The sequence below is a fragment of the Desulfurivibrio dismutans genome (assembly GCF_029210385.1).
In the GTDB taxonomy this organism is placed as follows: Bacteria; Desulfobacterota; Desulfobulbia; order Desulfobulbales; family Desulfurivibrionaceae; genus Desulfurivibrio; species Desulfurivibrio dismutans.
Genome location: NZ_JARGDQ010000008.1, coordinates 135,582 through 152,280, shown reverse-complemented (window position 1 = coordinate 152,280; position 16,699 = coordinate 135,582). Strand labels below are relative to the sequence as shown.

Annotated in this window: 14 protein-coding genes; 12 read left to right on the top strand and 2 right to left on the bottom strand. The window is 59.9% G+C overall.

Annotation, left to right across the window (positions count from 1 at the left end; genetic code table 11):
* Positions 1-83 precede the first annotated feature (83 nt).
* The 5 genes from P0N66_RS10495 (at position 84) to P0N66_RS10475 (ending at position 7,121) form a co-directional block, all read left to right on the top strand.
* A complete protein-coding gene (locus tag P0N66_RS10495) occupies positions 84-2,612 on the top strand; it encodes an ABC transporter substrate-binding protein (protein ID WP_431190040.1) in 2,529 nt (842 codons plus the stop codon).
* The gene (locus P0N66_RS10490) at positions 2,612-3,727 is read left to right on the top strand and encodes an ABC transporter permease (RefSeq protein ID WP_431190043.1); all 1,116 of its coding nucleotides are present in this window, start codon (positions 2,612-2,614) and stop codon (positions 3,725-3,727) included. The genes P0N66_RS10495 and P0N66_RS10490 overlap by 1 nt, the downstream gene beginning before the upstream one ends.
* A 26-nt stretch (positions 3,728-3,753) precedes the next feature.
* The gene (locus P0N66_RS10485; RefSeq protein ID WP_431190042.1) at positions 3,754-5,100 is read left to right on the top strand and encodes an ABC transporter permease; all 1,347 of its coding nucleotides are present in this window, start codon (positions 3,754-3,756) and stop codon (positions 5,098-5,100) included.
* A gap of 66 nt (positions 5,101-5,166) precedes the next feature.
* Positions 5,167-6,141, top strand: a complete 975-nt coding sequence (locus tag P0N66_RS10480; protein ID WP_275805102.1) for an ABC transporter ATP-binding protein — start codon at positions 5,167-5,169, stop codon at positions 6,139-6,141.
* Positions 6,138-7,121 carry an ABC transporter ATP-binding protein gene (locus P0N66_RS10475; RefSeq protein ID WP_275805100.1) on the top strand — a complete coding sequence of 328 codons (984 nt, stop codon included), beginning with the start codon at positions 6,138-6,140 and terminating at the stop codon, positions 7,119-7,121. Before P0N66_RS10480 ends, P0N66_RS10475 begins: the two co-directional genes overlap by 4 nt.
* Before the next feature lie 76 nt (positions 7,122-7,197).
* Here P0N66_RS10475 and P0N66_RS10470 read toward each other — a convergent pair whose 3' ends face one another.
* Positions 7,198-8,082: an HD domain-containing protein gene (locus P0N66_RS10470; protein ID WP_275805098.1), complete on the bottom strand. Its 885-nt coding sequence runs from the start codon at positions 8,080-8,082 to the stop codon at positions 7,198-7,200.
* Between the two features lie 366 nt (positions 8,083-8,448).
* Between P0N66_RS10470 and P0N66_RS10465 the strand changes: the two genes are divergently transcribed.
* The 4 genes from P0N66_RS10465 (at position 8,449) to P0N66_RS10450 (ending at position 12,168) form a co-directional block, all read left to right on the top strand.
* Entirely contained in the window at positions 8,449-9,735 is a 1,287-nt protein-coding gene (locus P0N66_RS10465) for a 3-isopropylmalate dehydratase large subunit (RefSeq protein WP_275805096.1), read from the top strand.
* A gap of 84 nt (positions 9,736-9,819) precedes the next feature.
* A complete protein-coding gene (locus P0N66_RS10460; protein WP_275805094.1) occupies positions 9,820-10,335 on the top strand; it encodes a 3-isopropylmalate dehydratase small subunit in 516 nt (171 codons plus the stop codon).
* A 19-nt stretch (positions 10,336-10,354) separates the two neighbouring features.
* Complete coding sequence (locus P0N66_RS10455; protein WP_275805093.1) at positions 10,355-11,695, top strand: class I SAM-dependent RNA methyltransferase; 1,341 nt, start codon at positions 10,355-10,357, stop codon at positions 11,693-11,695.
* Positions 11,696-12,012: 317 nt separating this feature from the next.
* Complete coding sequence (locus P0N66_RS10450) at positions 12,013-12,168, top strand: rubredoxin (protein WP_275805092.1); 156 nt, start codon at positions 12,013-12,015, stop codon at positions 12,166-12,168.
* A 96-nt stretch (positions 12,169-12,264) separates the two neighbouring features.
* Here P0N66_RS10450 and P0N66_RS10445 read toward each other — a convergent pair whose 3' ends face one another.
* On the bottom strand, positions 12,265-13,452 hold the full coding sequence (locus tag P0N66_RS10445; RefSeq protein ID WP_275805090.1) for a D-alanyl-D-alanine carboxypeptidase/D-alanyl-D-alanine-endopeptidase: 1,188 nt from the start codon (positions 13,450-13,452) through the stop codon (positions 12,265-12,267).
* 119 nt (positions 13,453-13,571) lie between these two features.
* Between P0N66_RS10445 and P0N66_RS10440 the strand changes: the two genes are divergently transcribed.
* The 3 genes from P0N66_RS10440 to cobA all read left to right on the top strand — a co-directional run bounded on the left by P0N66_RS10440 (position 13,572) and on the right by cobA (position 16,688).
* Positions 13,572-14,069, top strand: coding sequence for a rubrerythrin family protein (locus P0N66_RS10440; protein ID WP_275805088.1), 498 nt, complete (start codon positions 13,572-13,574; stop codon positions 14,067-14,069).
* Between the two features lie 118 nt (positions 14,070-14,187).
* Positions 14,188-15,123 (top strand): hydroxymethylbilane synthase, encoded by a 936-nt coding sequence (gene hemC / locus P0N66_RS10435; RefSeq protein WP_275805086.1) that lies wholly within the window; start codon positions 14,188-14,190, stop codon positions 15,121-15,123.
* 23 nt (positions 15,124-15,146) lie between these two features.
* A complete protein-coding gene (gene cobA, locus P0N66_RS10430; protein WP_275805084.1) occupies positions 15,147-16,688 on the top strand; it encodes a uroporphyrinogen-III C-methyltransferase in 1,542 nt (513 codons plus the stop codon).
* Positions 16,689-16,699: the final 11 nt, after the last annotated feature.

Here is a 16,699-nt window from a genome sequence, read left to right as displayed (position 1 = left end):
TGTGGTGGTTCGACATTGATGTCGCTCGGCCAGGTGGCGATTAGCTTGACAGCCACCGGGATACCCGGTATCAGTTGACGATTATGGGTTTACAAAGGTTCCTGCCTCTCATCATGCTCCTGCTGCTGGTCGGAAGTGTTGCCTTGGTACTGTTTCTTGGCGGGCAGCACAGCGATGATTCACTTTTGCTCCCGCAGCCGGGCGATCCGGCCCAGCGGCGCGGGGCGCTGGTGGACGAGGTAGTGTTTACCGTCGAGTCCGATCCTGGCCGCATTGTCGCCCTGATCGAGCGAGGTTCCCATCACCTCTATGGCCAGGGCCTGGACAGTGCCTCCCTGTTTCGTTTAATCCAGGCCTCCTCCAAGGTTGACTATCACCTGTCCCGCGGCACCTCGGTGGAATTGACTTTTAACCCCGCTTTATTTGCCGATGGTCGCCTTAATCCCTTTCGCAATCCTAAAATCCGCGAAGCCATCAACTGGCTGGTGGACCGTCGTTATGTCGCGGAGGAGCTTTTTGGCGGTCTGGCCGCCCCCCGCTACCTTCCTCTCAACACCGCTCTGCCCGATTATGCCCGCCTGGCCGCCACGGCCCGCGAACTGGAGTTGCATTACCGCCACGATCCGGCCCGGGCCGAGGAGGTGATCAGCGCTGAGTTGGGCCGGCTGGGGGCCGAACGTCGCGACGGTCGCTGGTTTTACCAGGACCGGCCGGTGCGCCTGACAATCCTGATCCGCAGCGATGACAACCGGGAACGGGTAGGCGATTATATCGCCAACCTGTTGGAAGACCTTGGTTTTGAGGTTCAGCGTTTTTACCGTACCGCCGAAGAGGCTGCCCGCATCTGGATTGCCGGCGACCCGGCCATGGGTCAGTGGCATGTCTATACCGGGGCTTGGATTTCGCCGGTCATTAACCGTGATGTGGGCAACGATTTTAATTTTTATTATACCTCCCGCGGGCGTCCTGAACCTCTCTGGCAAGCCTACGAACCCGATCCCGAATTCGACCGCCTGGCCGATCGCCTGGACCGGCGGGATTATGCTTCGCTCGAGGAGCGGCAGTCCCTGATGGAACAGGCTCTGCGGCTGGCCATGCAGGATTCGGCCCGGGTCTGGCTGGTGGACAAACAAAGCATCTGGGCCCATGCCGATGATATTGAGGTGGCGGTGGATCTGGCTGGCGGTGTGACCGGCTCGGCCCTGTGGCCCTATACTCTGCGCTTCAAAGATGGGCTGGGCGGCCGGGTGGTGATCGGTACCCCCAGCATGCTCACCGAACCATGGAACCCGGTGGCCGGCAGCAACTGGATCTTCGATTTGATGATCATGCGCTCCCTCGGTGATTCTGCAGTGCTGCCCGATCCCTTTACCGGTTTGTACTGGCCGCAGAGGATCACCCAGGCCACGGTGACGGTGGCGGCCGATGCGCCGGTGAACCGCACCCTGGAGTGGGTGGAACTGGTTGAGTCTCGGCAAGCCATCGCAGTCCCTGCCGATACCTGGATCGACTGGGATGCTGAAGCCGGGCGCATTATCACCGTGGGGGAAAAACACCAGGGTGGGATCACCGCTCGCACCCGCACCACCATCCGTTTTGAAGATGACTATCTGCAACGCCGCTGGCATGACGGTTCAAGGGTGTCGGTGGCTGACTTGATTCTGCCCTGGATTCTGACCTTCGAGCGGGCCGATGAGGCCTCACGGCTTTTTGATCCCGGCTATCTGCCCCGTTTTCAGGTCTACCAGCGCCATTTCAGAGGCTGGCGTATTACTGATACGGCCCCCTTAACGGTGGAAGTTTACAGCGATCAGGTGTTCCTTGATGCGGAAAACCTGGTGGCCAACCGGATTCCCGGTCTGCAGCCCTGGCATGTGCTGGGATTGGGGATTGAAGCGGAACGCCGTGGTGAACTGGCTTTTTCCACCGGCCAAGCTGATCGTCTGGGGGTGGAACAGATGAGTTACGTCTCCGGGCCGAGCCTGGAAATTCTGCGGGATTACCTGGCGGTGGCGGCCAAAGTTGAACACCTGCCTTTTGCCGGCGAGCTTTCCCGCTGGGTGGAGCCCGGAGAGATTGCCCGGCGCTATGCCGCTCTACAGGCCTGGGTGGCGGAGCGTGGTCATTTTTGGGTGGATGATGGCCCCTTTTATCTGCATACGGTGCGTCCCCTGGAAGGCAGCCTGGTGCTGCGGCGCAACCCTGATTTTCCGGATCTGGCCGACAAGTGGCTGCGTTTTACCGAACCCCGGATCCCCGAACTGGAGATCGACGGACCACTGGTGGTTCCCCAGGGCAGTGCAGAGGGGATGGCGGTCACCCTGCATATTACCTTCGCCGGTCAGCCTTACCCGAGTGATGAGATTGCCGAGGTCAATTACCTGCTTTTTGACGCCGATGACCGCCTGCAGGACCGCGGTCGGTTGGAGGCCGCCGGTGAAGGACGCTGGCATCTCCGTTTGCCGGCGGCGACCTTGCAGGAACTGGGTGCTGGGGCCAACAGCCTGGAGATCGCGGTGACCACCGCTAATGTCGCCCTGCCGGGGTTTGCCACTCATGCCTTTGCCACGGTGCCACCGGATCATGGGGTGGGGCCGGAGGTGCTGCCATGATGCTCGAGACTGGTGCCGACCTGAACCGGGATCGCGCTTGGATGCGGGATTTGCGACGGCTTGCCCTGTTTGTCGGTAAACGTCTGGTGGCGTTGGTGGTCACGGTTCTGGTCGGGGTTTACCTGACTATTCTGATTGCCAATATGGGGGGTAAGGTTGATGAACTGCGCCTGGTGCAGATCAAGACCGCCGCAGCAGAGCAGATTCGCGCTGATCCGGCCTTTCATGATTTGCCGTCGGCCGAACGGGAGGCCCTGATGCAGGCCCAGGTGCAGCTTGAAGTTGATCGGCTGCGTCTGGATGAGCCCTTTATCTGGCGCAGTTTCGACTATCTTTACCAGGCCATGCGTCTGGATCTGGGTCGAGCCGAGGAGATGCACAGTGATGCCGGCTCCCGCCAGGTGTACAATATTATCGTCGAACGTCTGCCGGCCACGCTGCTGCTTTTTGGCACCGCCAACCTGCTGGTTTTTTTTGTTTCCGTTTATGCCGCCCTGGGGCTGTCCCGTCGTTACGGCAGCAAGCTTGATCGGGCAGTGATCGGGCTGGCTCCCACTTCGGCGGCCCCGGCCTGGTTTTATGGTATTTTTCTGATCCTGCTGCTGGCCTTTGTGGTGCCGCTGTTTCCCGCCGGCGGCATGGTGGCGGTGCCGCCCCCCGATGATCCCTGGGCTTACGCCGCCAGCGTGCTCAAACACCTGGCGCTGCCGGTGACGGCCATGTTTGTGGCCCAGATTTTTATTTCCATCTATTCCTGGCGCACCTTTTTTCTGATCCACGCCAGTGAGGATTACGTGGAGATGGCCCGGGCCAAGGGACTGCCCGACCGGCTCATTGAACAGCGCTACATTCTGCGTCCCACGCTTTCACCCATTGTGACCAGTTTCTTGCTGATGCTGATCGGTCTGTGGAGCGGGGCGATCATCCTGGAGCAGGTCTTCAACTGGCCGGGCCTCGGCACTTTGCTTTTTGAGGCCATCGGTCATCGTGATACCCCGGTGATCATCGGTTCGGTGGTGATCTTTGCCTACCTGTTGGCGGCCACGGTCTTTCTGCTCGATTTTATTTACGCCGTCCTGGATCCGCGGGTGCGCATTGAAGGAGGCCGACAATGAGCCAAAACGGCCGTGAGCGTTCACCGATGAGTCCTTGGCGTGAAGGCTTCAGGCGACTGAGGCGTTACCCGTCGGCGCTGGTCGGCGTGCTGATTATTGCCGGGCTGGTCGGGACGGCGCTTTATGCGGTGCTGGCCATGCCCTATTCCGAGGCCCAGAAGCTCTGGCGGGGCGGGGAGGTATGGTATGACCTGCCGGTCAACGCTTCGCCGGTCTGGCTGGACCGGCTCACCGGCGGTCAGGCTCCTCCCACCCTGAAAGTCTCCAGCCGAGATGCGGTGACGACCACCAGGGAGTTCGAGAACGTCACGATCCAGCAGCTCATTCTACCCTTTGATTTTTATTATCAGCAGTTCCCCAGCGAACTGAACCTCTTTCTGGAGGCGGATTTTACCCAACGACAGCCTTTTGTGCGCCTGGCCTGGCATACTCCGGATGGTCTCGAAATTCCGTTGGGGGCTCGCCGTATCGGGGCAGCCGAGCGGATTTCCATCTCCCAGGACCAGATTCTTACCCGCCGCCTGGGGTTGCCGCCCCAGATCGGTTTGTTTGCCCAGGACCAATCGTCCGGGGTTGCGCCGGGGCAAAGTCCAGCGGTGCGCCAGGGCAGCTATCAACTGGTGCTGGAGACGGTCCATTTTGAACCCGACACCGAGATCCGGGCCGAACTGGTGGCCTATGGCCGGGTGCATGGCTTGGCCGGGACCGATCATCAGCGGCGGGATCTGCTGGTGGCCCTGCTGTGGGGCACCCCGGTGGCCCTGGCCTTCGGCCTGATTGCAGCGGTGGGCACCACCGTCACCACCCTGGTCATCGCCGCCGCCGGGGTCTGGTACCGGGGCTGGCTGGATGCGGCCATCCAGCGACTTACCGAGGTGAACATCATTCTGCCCCTGCTGCCCATTCTGGTGATGGTGGGCACATTGTATTCCACCAGCATCTGGCTGATGTTGGGAGTGGTGGTGGCGCTGGGGATTTTCAGCGCCGGGATCAAGATGTATCGCGCCATGTTGCTGCCCATCCGCGAGGCACCATACATCGAAGCGGCCCGCGCCTATGGCGCCGGGGGCGGCCGCATCGTACTGCGCTACATGGTGCCGCGGGTGCTGCCGGTGTTGATTCCCACTTTTGTTACCCTGATTCCCACCTATGTTTTTCTGGAGGCCTCCCTGGCGGTGCTGGGACTGGGTGATCCGGTGCTGCCCACTTGGGGTAAGGTGCTGCATGATGCCCAGACCCAGAGTGCCCTGTACCACGGCTTTTATTACTGGGTGGTCGGCCCGGCTTTGCTGCTGATGCTCACCGGTTTGGGGTTTGCCATGCTGGGTTTTGCTCTGGACCGGGTCTTTAATCCCCGATTAAGGAATTTATAATGACAGCGGCAGGGTGGCTCCGGGCCGTTAAGGAAGCCGACGATAAACTTCGGGTGAATGTGCGTCATGACTGAAATTCCGTTGCTGGAAATTAAAGATCTGCGCTTAAGTTACGCCACCGAGCGGGGTCCGGTGTGGGCGGTGGATGGCGTCAGCCTGGAGCTGCGGCGCGGTGAAGCCTTGGTTGTGCTGGGTGAGTCCGGCTGCGGCAAGAGTTCGTTGGCCAAGACGCTGTTGCGGATTCTGCCGCGCAATGCCCGCCCCCCTGGCGGCCAGGTGTGGCTGGAGGGGGTGAATGTGTTGGCTTTCCCCGAGGAACGTTTCCGCCGTGAAGTTCGCTGGTTGCGCATGTCCCTGGTGATGCAGGCGGCGATGAATGCCCTTAATCCGGTGATCCGGGTTGGCGAGCAGGTGGCCGAGCCGTTGCTTATTCATCGTGGATGGTCCAAAAGCCGGGCGCTCAAACGGGCGGCCGAAGTCTTTGTCGAGGTGGGCATTGCTCCCGCCTTCCTGAGCCGTTACCCCCACGAGCTCTCCGGCGGCATGCGCCAGCGGGCGGTGCTGGCCATGGCGCTGATCGCCGAACCCGACCTGGTGATCCTGGATGAGCCCACCTCGGCCCTGGATGTCCTGACCCAGGCATCAATCATGAATGTCCTCAAACGTATCAAGCGGGAACGGGGAACCAGCTTTGTGTTGATTACCCATGATGTGGCGACCTCCAGTGAGCTGGCGGATCGGGTGGCCCTGATGTACGCCGGGCAGGTGGTGGAGGAAGCCAGTGCGACCACCTTCTTCCGCCAGCCGGCCCATCCTTACTCGCGGCTGTTGATGGCCGCGGTGCCACGATTGCACCAGCGGGAAAAACCGGTGGGGATCGCCGGCCGGCCGCCGAGCCTGCTGGATCCGCCGCCCGGCTGCCGTTTTGCCGCCCGGTGTCCGCACAACTCCCCGGCCTGCGCCCAAGATCCCGAGGTTATCGAGTTGGCCGACCGTCACCGGGTGCGCTGCTGGCTGCCGGTAGGGGGGGGCGTGCCATGAGGCAGCCGTTATTGGTGGTAAAAGGCTTGCAGACCCATTTCGAGCTGCGCCAGTGGGGTTTTTTGCGCTTGGGTTCGGTAAGAGCGCTGGATGGGGTTGATTTCACCCTTGATGCCGGAGAATCAGCGGCGGTGGTGGGGGAGAGCGGCTGCGGCAAGAGTACTTTGGCCCGCACCCTGTTGGGGATTTATCGTCCCACCGCTGGTGAGGCATGGTTTGCCGGTCAGTCGCTGGCCCGTCTCCAGGGGAGGGCCTTGAAGGAGTATCGCGCCCGGGTGGGTTATGTCCAGCAGGATCCCTACGGGGCGTTGCCACCCTTTATGACGGTGCGCCGCGCCTTGGCCGAACCGCTGATTATCCACGGGGTTCGCGGTCGGGCTGAACGGGAGCGGCGGATTGCGGCTGCTCTTGAAGAAGTAGGACTGGGGGCGTCGCCGGAGGTGCAGGAGAGTTATCCCCACCAGTTGAGTGGCGGCCAGCAGCAGCGGGTGGTGATTGCTCGGGCTCTGTTGCTGCGGCCGCGCCTGATCATCGCCGATGAGCCGGTGTCCATGCTGGATGCTTCGGTGAGGGTGGAGATTCTCGACCTGTTGCAGCGGGTGCAGACCGAGCACGGTATTGCCCTGCTTTACATTACTCACGATCTGTCAACCGTGCGTCATTATGCCCAGCGGGTGATGGTGATGTATGCCGGCCGCCTGGCGGAGCAGGCGCCGGTGGAATCATTGCTGGCCCGCCCTCAGCACCCATATTCCGAGGCCCTGTTGGCGGCTCTAGTGGACCCCGAGGCCGGTAATGCCGACCAGGAGCGCCAGGTGCCCCAAGGCGAGCCCCCAAATCTGCTCAATCCGCCTGCGGGTTGCCGCTTCCACCCGCGCTGCCCAAAGTTCATGGCTGGTACTTGTGATCGTAAAGAGCCGCCGGCTTTCGAACCTTTCAGCGGGCACCTGGCCGCCTGCTGGCTGCGCCGGGGGCAGTAGGCGGGGCGGCGGTCAGTATCGATGGTCGGTTAGCCTGCTGCTGACCGTTGGCCGAGGGGGGGGTGAACAGCTGGTTTCAGTTGCCGGCGTCATTGTGGTGGTTGGCCAGGTTGCGGTTGATGTTTTCCCGGTAGGGATTGGGTTTCTGATCAAAATAGACATCCAGGTACCGCTCCAGGTGGCCGAACTCGGCCAGGCGCGGGGCGACGAAATTTTCATAGAACTGGTCGATGGTATTACGGATTTCCTGGGCGGAGTTGAATATCGGCACGGGGTTGGCGAGTTGCTGGCCCGATTCCTGGTAGGCGTACATTTCCTGGAATTCGGCAAACAGGCCGTCAATCTTGGCCCCATAATGCTTGTCGCCAAACTGACCGATCAGGTCGGCGGTGGGCAGCATCCGGGCGGCTATCCGTTCCTGGGCATTAAGCCGGTTGAGGTCCACCGTCGGCGCTTGTCGGTAATCGGTAAGGGCGATGGCGGTGGTGACAAAAACGGCCGCCCGGGCCGGCCAGCCGGATCGGCGCAGATAGGCTTCGGCCATGGCCATGCCGCGCCGGACGTGGGTGATGGTGAACTTGCCCCCGTGCCCTTCCCGGTCGCCTTTATCCTTGATGTAGCCGGCATCATGGAACAGGGCCGCCGCTACAGTCCAGCCGTAAAGTTCCACTCCTATGCGGTCGTCGGGGTTGGCTCGATTCCAGCCGGCCATGATCCGGGCCGCCGCCAGGGCCACGTCCAGGGCATGGGTAAAATCGTGATACTCAACCTGGCAGGGCTCATGGGTGGGCCAGTGGCCGGCATAGAGGTCCGCCAGGTCCGTCAGCAGTCTTTCAAGTCGTGGCGGGACGTGACCATACTCTTCCCGGGTGATTCGGAAAAGCAAGAATTTGCCGTCCGTTTGGTCGTCGTGGCGGAGATTATTTGTTTTTTCGTGGTTGTTGCTGTTTTTTGTTGTCATAAAGCAGTTGGCCAACAGGCAAGGGTGCCGGCTGGCTGATTGGCACTTTGTGGTGGTGGAGCCGGTCCGGCCGGAGACCGGCAGCCGGCGGTCTGTTTGAGTCCGTTCGGTTCATATCGTAATGGCTGGGAACTTAATGGTCAATCTTATTATGCCTCGCTGGTGGTCGGTCTGCCGCTTAGCGGTTTGCCAATCTCCGGCTTTATGGTAATAAGAGCGGACTGTCAGATGTGCCATCCCCGCCCCCAGAGGTCGGGTTTTTTTATATCAGGTTTTACTGATGACTTCGCAAGAGGTCATCAACGCGCCCCCCGATTTCCTATGGACGGACTTTTTACGATTTCACCTTTATTATGGAGGAAATAAATGGGATATACCATCGTTGAAAAAATCTTCGCCGCCCACCGCCGCGATACCCCAACCCCGGAAAACATCATTCTCGATCTGGATGTGGTGATGTGCCATGAAATCACCACCCCAATTGCCATCACCGATCTGGAGGCGCGGGGGATGGACCGGGTTTTCGACCCGGACAAAATAAAGGTGGTAATCGATCACGTCACCCCGGCCAAGGATTCCAAAACCGCCACCCAGGGGAAAATTCTCCGCGACTGGGCCCGGCGTCAGAATATCCGCGACTTTTTCGATATCGGCCGCAACGGGGTCTGTCATGCCCTGTTTCCCGAAAAAGGCTTTATCCGGCCGGGCTACACGGTGATCATGGGGGACTCTCACACCTGCACCCACGGGGCCTTCGGCGCCTTTGCCGCCGGGGTGGGCACCACCGATCTGGAGGTGGGTATTTTAAAAGGGGTCTGTTCTTTCCGACTGCCCCGGACCATCAAGGTGGAGATCAACGGCCGTATGCCGGCCGGGGTTTATGCCAAGGACGTGATTCTGCACATCATTAAAAAACTCACCGTCAACGGGGCCACCGATCGGGTCCTGGAGTTCGGCGGGCCGGTGGTGGCTTCGATGAGCATGGAGGCCCGGATGACTCTGTGCAACATGGCCATCGAGGCCGGCGCTACCTGCGGGGTCTGTCTGCCGGATAAGATTACCGCCGAATATCTCTGGCCTTTCATCAAGGAGCAGTATACCACCATCGATGAGGCGTTGGCGGATTTTCAGGAATGGCACTCCGACCCCGATGCCGCTTACGAGCAGGTGCTGGAATTCGATGTTTCGACCCTGGTGCCCCAGGTGACTTATGGTTTCAAACCCGACGAGGTCAAGGACATCACCGAAATGGAAGGGGTGCCGGTGGACCAGATTTATATCGGTTCCTGCACCAACGGTCGCATTGAGGATCTGCGGGAGGCGGCTCGGGTGCTGAAAGGCAAAAAAATCTCCGACCAGGTGCGGGGCATTCTCTCGCCCGCCACCCCCAAAGTGTACAATCAGGCCCTGGAGGAAGGATTGATTAAAATATTCCAGGAGGCCGGTTTCTGTGTAACCAATCCCACCTGCGGGGCATGCCTGGGAATGAGCAACGGGGTGCTGGCCGATGGGGAAATCTGCGCTTCCACCACCAACCGGAATTTCAACGGGCGGATGGGCAAAGGCGGCATTGTCCACCTGATGAGCCCGCTGAGCGCCGCTGCCGCCGCGGTGGCCGGTAAAATCACCGATCCCCGGGTGATGCTGGACTGAGTGCCGAAGATGGTGCGTTGCTTTTTTGCCCAGGAAGAAAAAATAATTTTTAATTTTTTAATATAGTTATTAGGAGTACCAGCCATGAAGCAATTCGGAGGCCAGGCCCTGTTCCTTGACCGCAGTGATATTAATACCGATGAGATCATCCCGGCCAAGTATCTCACGGAGAATACCAAGATGGATCTCAAGCCATATGTGCTGGAAGATCTTAAATTGGGCGGTTTCGACCCTAAGCGTGATCTGGCCGACAAGGGGGTGATCGTCAGCCGGGCCAATTTCGGTTGCGGTTCTTCCCGGGAGCATGCGGTTTGGGTGTTTGAGGTTAACGAGATCAATACGGTGATCGCCGAGAGTTTCGCCCGGATTTTTCGGCAGAACATGTATAACTGCGGCATGCTGGCCATCGAACTGCCGGCGGCGGATATCGAGCAGCTGTTCAACCTGGGCGGTGAGGTGACCGTCGAGGTTGATCTGCCCGCCGGCAAACTTACGGCCAAAGGCGAGCGGACGGCTGAATTTTCCTTCAACCTTAACGACTTCGACCGCCGGTTGGTGGCAGCCGGCGGCTGGCTCAATTACGCCGATAAACACTATTAACCGCCCACTTTAACCCCGCTTGCTGCTCACCATAGAAAAAATTATCGCCGGCGGTCTGGGCCTGGGCCGTCGGGAGGATGGCTGCACGGTCCTGGTGCCGGGGGTGCTTCCCGGGGAAGAGGTTCGAGTGCGGGTGCGCCGGCGCCATCGCCGCTTTCTTGAAGCCGAGTTGCAGGAACATCTGCGCCCGGCTCCGGCGCGGCGTCAGCCCCCTTGCCCGTTTTACGGGCGTTGCGGGGGCTGTGATCTGCAGCACGCACTTTACCCGGCCCAACTGGCCATTAAACAGCAGATTCTGGAGGAACTGCTGCAGCGAGTCGGGCTGGCCGCCCAGGTGCTGCCCCGGCTGGCGGCGCCGCTGGCCGCTCCGGCTGAATTTAATTATCGGCAACGTATTCGCCTGCAGGTGGAACAGGGCCGGGCCGGATTTTTTCAAAGCGGTTCCCGGCAACTGCAACCGATAAGCACCTGCCTGCTGGCCCGCCCGGAAATCAACGCCTTGTGGCAGGAAATGCAGCAGCACAAGGGCTGGCGGCAGTTGGCCGGGCAGGTCAAGGCTCTTGAGATAAACCTGGATCCCGTCAGCGGCCGGCTGGTGGTGATGCTGCGGCATGGCCGCCGCCCTCGGCCGGCGGAGCGCCGGGCGGCCTGGCAACTTTGCCGCGATTTGCCGGCCCTGCAAGGGCTGGCCTTCCTGCCTGCCGGGCATGCGGCCGGGCCTTTTATCGACCAGCGTTCCGGTCCGGAAGGACGACCGGGGCCTGAAGCGCTGCAACTCACCATGAGTCTGCCGGTGGTGCCAGCGGCGGTCAACTTGGAGCTGGGTTTTGAACCATGGGGCTTCAGCCAGGTTAACGAAGAGCAGAACCGGCAACTGCTGGCCCTGCTCTTCGAGTTTCTGCAACCGACCGGCCGCGAGATTGTGGCCGACCTGCACTGCGGTATGGGTAATTTTTCCCTGCCCCTGGCCCTGTTGGTCGGGGAGGTGCACGGGGTTGATCTGCAAGCCGCGGCCATCCGCTGGGCCAGGCGCAACGCCGAGGCCAATCGGATTAACAATTGTTACTTCAGCCGGGCCGAGGCCGGGCAGGGGTTGGCGGCGCTGCAGGTAGGCGGTATCCGGCCTGATGTGCTGCTGCTGGACCCTCCCCGCACCGGTTGCAAAGAGCTGGTGGCCGCCTTGGCCGAGCCTTTACCGCCCAGGATCGTCATGATATCCTGTGACCCGGCCACCATGGTGCGTGACCTTAGCGGCCTGTTGGCCTTAAATTACCAGGTGGCGGCCATGCGGTTGGTGGATATGTTTCCCCAGACCCATCATATCGAAACCATAACCATGTTGACCAAAAGCCAGCCGTAGTTTGCTGCTTGCCCAGCGTTCGGTGCGGCGGTCTTAAATTGTTTCTCTGTAACTGTACCAGCAGCACCCCATCTTGCGGCGATCAGGCCGGCTTGAGTACCTGATGTACGCTACGCCGACTTGGCTTACCGCAACCTGGGGTACAGCTGAACAGTTACGTGCCAGAATGAGCTGGATAGTTACGTTTCTCTTGCCTTTGGGTCGTTTGCGGTGATGTTGGGTGTTGACAAAACAGGAGAAGCTAAATACTATTGCCAATAGTAATGATTACTTTGCCGACAGTCGCCGAAGATAAAATTTACCGGGAGGAATTAATCATGGAAAAATACGAATGCCCCTGCGGCTATGTTTATGATCCGGAAGAAGGTGATGCCGAGCAGGGAATTGAATCCGGTACGGCTTTTGCTGATTTGCCGGATGACTGGGTCTGCCCCAAGTGTCAGGCGGAAAAGGAGCATTTTTACCAGGTGTAAGAAAGGGTGTATTTTTTGATGAGTTGCGAGGTATGGTAGCGCCCGCTGACCATGTCTGGTCGGCGGGCGCTGCTGGTTGTAAGTGGGCGCTTTTCTTCAATATTGCTGCCAGTGGTTTTCCAAAAGATCCAGGGCCAGGTCCCGAGTGTTGGCGTTTTGCTGCAGGATCAGCACGAAGGGGGCCAGTTCTTGGGGGCTTCGGAAATAGCCGGCGTAAGCATAGACCCCGTTCAAGGTGCCCGACTTCACCAATCGTCCTTCCCAGTGCGGCAACAGTTCCGCGTAGGGCCGAAAGTGTTCCAGCACCAAATGCAGGGCAGTGGGGCTGATGCGGTTATCCCGGCTTAAGCCCGAGCCTTCATCCACTGTAAAACTTCCTGGCGGCAAATCCAGTTCGGTGAGAAAGTCATGCAGGTTGCGTCTTCCTTTGGCCCAAGTGGCCGGGGGGGCAGCCTGTTTGGCGCCGACGGTGAGAAAAAGCTGGTTGGCGATGAAGTTGTTGGAATAAAGCAGCATGGCCTCCACCGTTTCGGCAAGCGTACGGGAGGAATGGTGCCGGTAAAGCAGTTCCGCTTCCGCCGGCCGGCGGCCGCTGCGAAGCTCTCCATCGATCCGGATGCCGCCGGCGCCCAGTAAACTCCGAAAAAGCTCGCCGCTGTAGCGCCGACTGCGCTCGTGGTCCTGGGAAAGGTTGATCCGGTGTTCTCCGGGCGGCAGTTTTCCGGCCCACTGCTGCATGATTGGCAGGGTTGGAGTCTGGGGTTCCGCCGAGCGCACCGTGCCGTCGGGCAGTACCTCGAGGTTGACGGTGTTGAAGTTAACCACCAGGGCGCCGTTGGCGGCATCGTAAGAGCGCAGGGAGGCGGCGGAGCCGGGAGGGGTAGTCTGTTCAAGCCGGAAAAAGGAATCATCAAGCACGAGATCTTGAACTGAGCTGAGCCCGGATGCTGCCAGGGCGGCGGAAATCTGCGCCACCTCTTCTGAAACCAGCAGAGGATCGCCATAACCGGTGATAAACAGGTGGCCGCCGGCCTGGTAAAATTCGGTGGGAAAGCGAAAATCCCGGCCCAGCCGCTCCAGGGCCATCAGGGCGGTGGCGATCTTCCAGGTGCTGGCCGGCACCAGCAGCCGATGATGGTTATGGGCCAGGATCAACTGTTTGTTCTTGCTGACCAGATAGCCGCCATCACGGAAAACCGTCGGTGGCAGATCGCCGGCGGCCGACGCGGGAGGCAGCAGCATCAACAGCAGCAGCCAGAGGATGGCGGCGGATAATCGGGGCATTGCGGTTTTTTCCTTTCTAAAGCTTGCAATCTGGCGCGCCAGCAACTATTTTAGACGCTTTTGCGCACCGAACCGCAATTAATACTGTTAACAGGCAATTCTACCAGGAGGAATGCGTAATGAGCAAGACTGAAGAGAATCTGTGGGCTGCTTTTGCCGGCGAGTCCCAGGCCAATCGCAAATACCTGGCATTTGCCAACAAGGCGGAGAAGGATGGCTACCCCCAGGCCGCCAAACTGTTTCGGGCCGCCGCCCACGCCGAAACAGTCCATGCCCATGCCCATCTGCGGGCATTGAAGGCCATCGGCGACACCAGTGAAAATTTGAAGGCGGCCATGGAGGGCGAATTGCATGAGTTCGAGGTCATGTATCCGCCAATGATCGAGACGGCCAAAGAGGAAGGTAACAAGGCGGCGGAGATGTCTTTTACCTTCGCCAACAAGGTGGAAAAAACCCACGCCGAGCTTTACCGTCAGGCTTTGGAAAATCTCGACCATCTGCCGGAGACCGACTATTACGTCTGCCAGGTCTGCGGTCATACCGAAGCTGGTGGTGCTACCCCTGAAAAATGCGTGGTCTGCGGGGCCAACAGCCGGGCTTTTACTAAAATTGACTAAAAAATAAACCGTTATCTTTATGTCTCTCAAGGATTGAGAGGTCGTCTTGTTAATTACTCGGTGGGTATTAATTTAAGTAAACCGAGCCGGCACCTAAATTCTTTAAGGTTAACTGACTATGCAAAAAAATATTCGTATCGGCACCAGAGCCAGCATGCTGGCCCTGGCCCAGTCCAATTGGATCAAGGGCCGGATTGAGGCCGAACATCCCGGTTGCAGCGTGGAGCTTGTCAAGATCGTGACCAAGGGCGACAAGATTGTTGATGTCCCTTTGGCCAAGGTGGGCGGTAAGGGGCTTTTTGTTAAAGAGATCGAAGAGGCGCTGCTGAGTCGAGATGTGGATATAGCCGTCCACAGCATGAAGGATGTGCCCGCCGAGTTGCCGGATGGTCTGCATATCGGGATTATCACCGAGCGGGAAAAACCCTTTGATGCCTTTATCACCAACAACTATAAAACCCTGGCTGAACTGCCGCCGGGCGCCACGGTGGGTACCAGCAGCCTGCGGCGCAAAGCGCAGCTGGCCCTGCTGCGGCCGGATCTCAAAATCGAAGACCTGCGCGGCAACCTGGATACCCGGCTGCGCAAGCTGGATGAGGGAGTTTACGACGCCATCATTCTGGCCGCCGCCGGTCTTAACCGGCTGAATCTGTTTCATCGCGCCACCTTCTGTTTTCAGCCCGAAGAGATGCTGCCGGCGGTGGCCCAGGGGGCGGTGGGGATCGAATTGCGCCAGGATGACGAAGAACTGCTGCGGATGCTCTCCTTCATGGATCATCGGGAGACCACCCTGGCCGTGCAGGCCGAGCGCAGCTACCTTAAGCGCCTGGAAGGCGGTTGCCAGGTGCCCCTGGCCGGCTTTGCCACCCTGGCCGGTCAGACCCTGACCATCAACGGCCTGATCGCCTCGGTGGACGGCGGCAAAATGGTCAAAGCCAAGCACAGCGGCCCGTCGGCCCAAGCTAAAACTTTGGGTCTGGAACTGGCCGAGGAACTGCTGGCCATGGGCGGTCGGGAGATTCTGGAAGAAGTTTACGGCACCTCCATCAAATAGCGAAGGCACGGATATCACGTAACATGTCAAAAAAGGGTAAGGTTTATCTGGTGGGGGCCGGTCCCGGCGACCCGGAATTGATCACGGTTAAAGGCAAACGCTTGCTGGGGCGGGCCGAGGTGGTGGTTTACGACTACCTGGCCAACAAAAAACTGCTGTCCCATGTGTCGCCTGCGGCCATTTTTATTTACGCCGGCAAAAAAGGGGGCAGCACCCACACCCACAGTCAGACGGAAATCAACCAGATGCTGGTGGACCATGCCCTGGCCGGCAAAATCGTGGTACGGCTCAAGGGCGGCGACCCTTTCATTTTCGGCCGCGGCGGAGAAGAGATCGAAGAGCTGGCTGCCCACGGAGTCCCCTTTGAAGTGGTGCCGGGGGTGACTTCCGCCAGCGCTGCCGCTACCTACGCCGGGGTGCCCATCACCCATCGCGCTTTTACCTCTTCCGTGGCCTTCATCACCGGCCATGAGGATCCCAACAAGAAGGAAAGCCGGATCGCCTGGGATAAGCTGGCCACCGGGGTCGGCACCCTGGTGTTTTATATGGGGATTAAAAACCTGCCCAATATTACCGCCAATCTGATCAAGCACGGCCGGGATCCGCAGACCCCGGTGGCGGTGGTTCGCTGGGCCTCCACCCCGGAACAGCGCTCGGTGGTGGGGACCCTTGCCAACATTACCGAAGTGGTGCGTGAGGCCGGGATTACCCCGCCGGCCCTGGTGGTGGTGGGGGAGGTGGTGAGCCTGCGAGAGGTGATCAACTGGTATGAAAAGCGGCCGCTGTTCAACAAAAAGATCCTGGTCACCCGCAGCCGGGAGCAGGCCAGCGAACTGGTGCAGAGTTTGGAGGACCTGGGGGCCGACTGCCTGGAAGGCGCAACCATTGCCCTGGCCGAGCCGCCGGACTGGACCCCTTTGGATCAGGCCACCGGCAATATGGCGGCCTATCAGTGGCTGCTCTTTACCAGCCCCAACGCGGTGAATTTCTTCTTTAAGCGGCTTGCCGTTATGGGGCTGGACAGTCGCCGACTGCACGGACCGCAGATTGCCGCAGTGGGTACGGCCACCGCCGAAGCCCTGCAAGATTACGGGATTAAAGCCGACCTGCTGCCGGCCAAGTTCACCGCCGAAGGCCTGGCCGAGGCCCTGCTGGCCCAGGGTGTTGCTGGCCAAAAAATCCTGCTGCCCCGGGCCTTGAAGGCCCGTGAGGTGTTGCCCGAGAGTCTTCGCGCCGCCGGGGCCGAGGTGGATATCGTCCCGGTTTACCAGAACATTCTCCCCCCCATGGCCGATGATATCCGCCGGGCGCTGGAGCAGGGTAAAGTGGACCTGATTACCTTCACCAGTTCTTCAACCGTAACCAACCTGATTGCGCTGTTGAATTGGTCGGCCGAGGAACTGCCAACGCGGCTGTCCGGCGTCAAAATCGCTGCCATCGGCCCGATTACCGCCGCCACGGCGGAGCAGGCTGGTCTCCAAGTGGATATCCAGCCGGAAACCCATACCATCCCGGCCATGGTTGAGGCCATTGCCGAATATTTTGCCGCCGCTGCCAATAATTGACCCAGATCAAG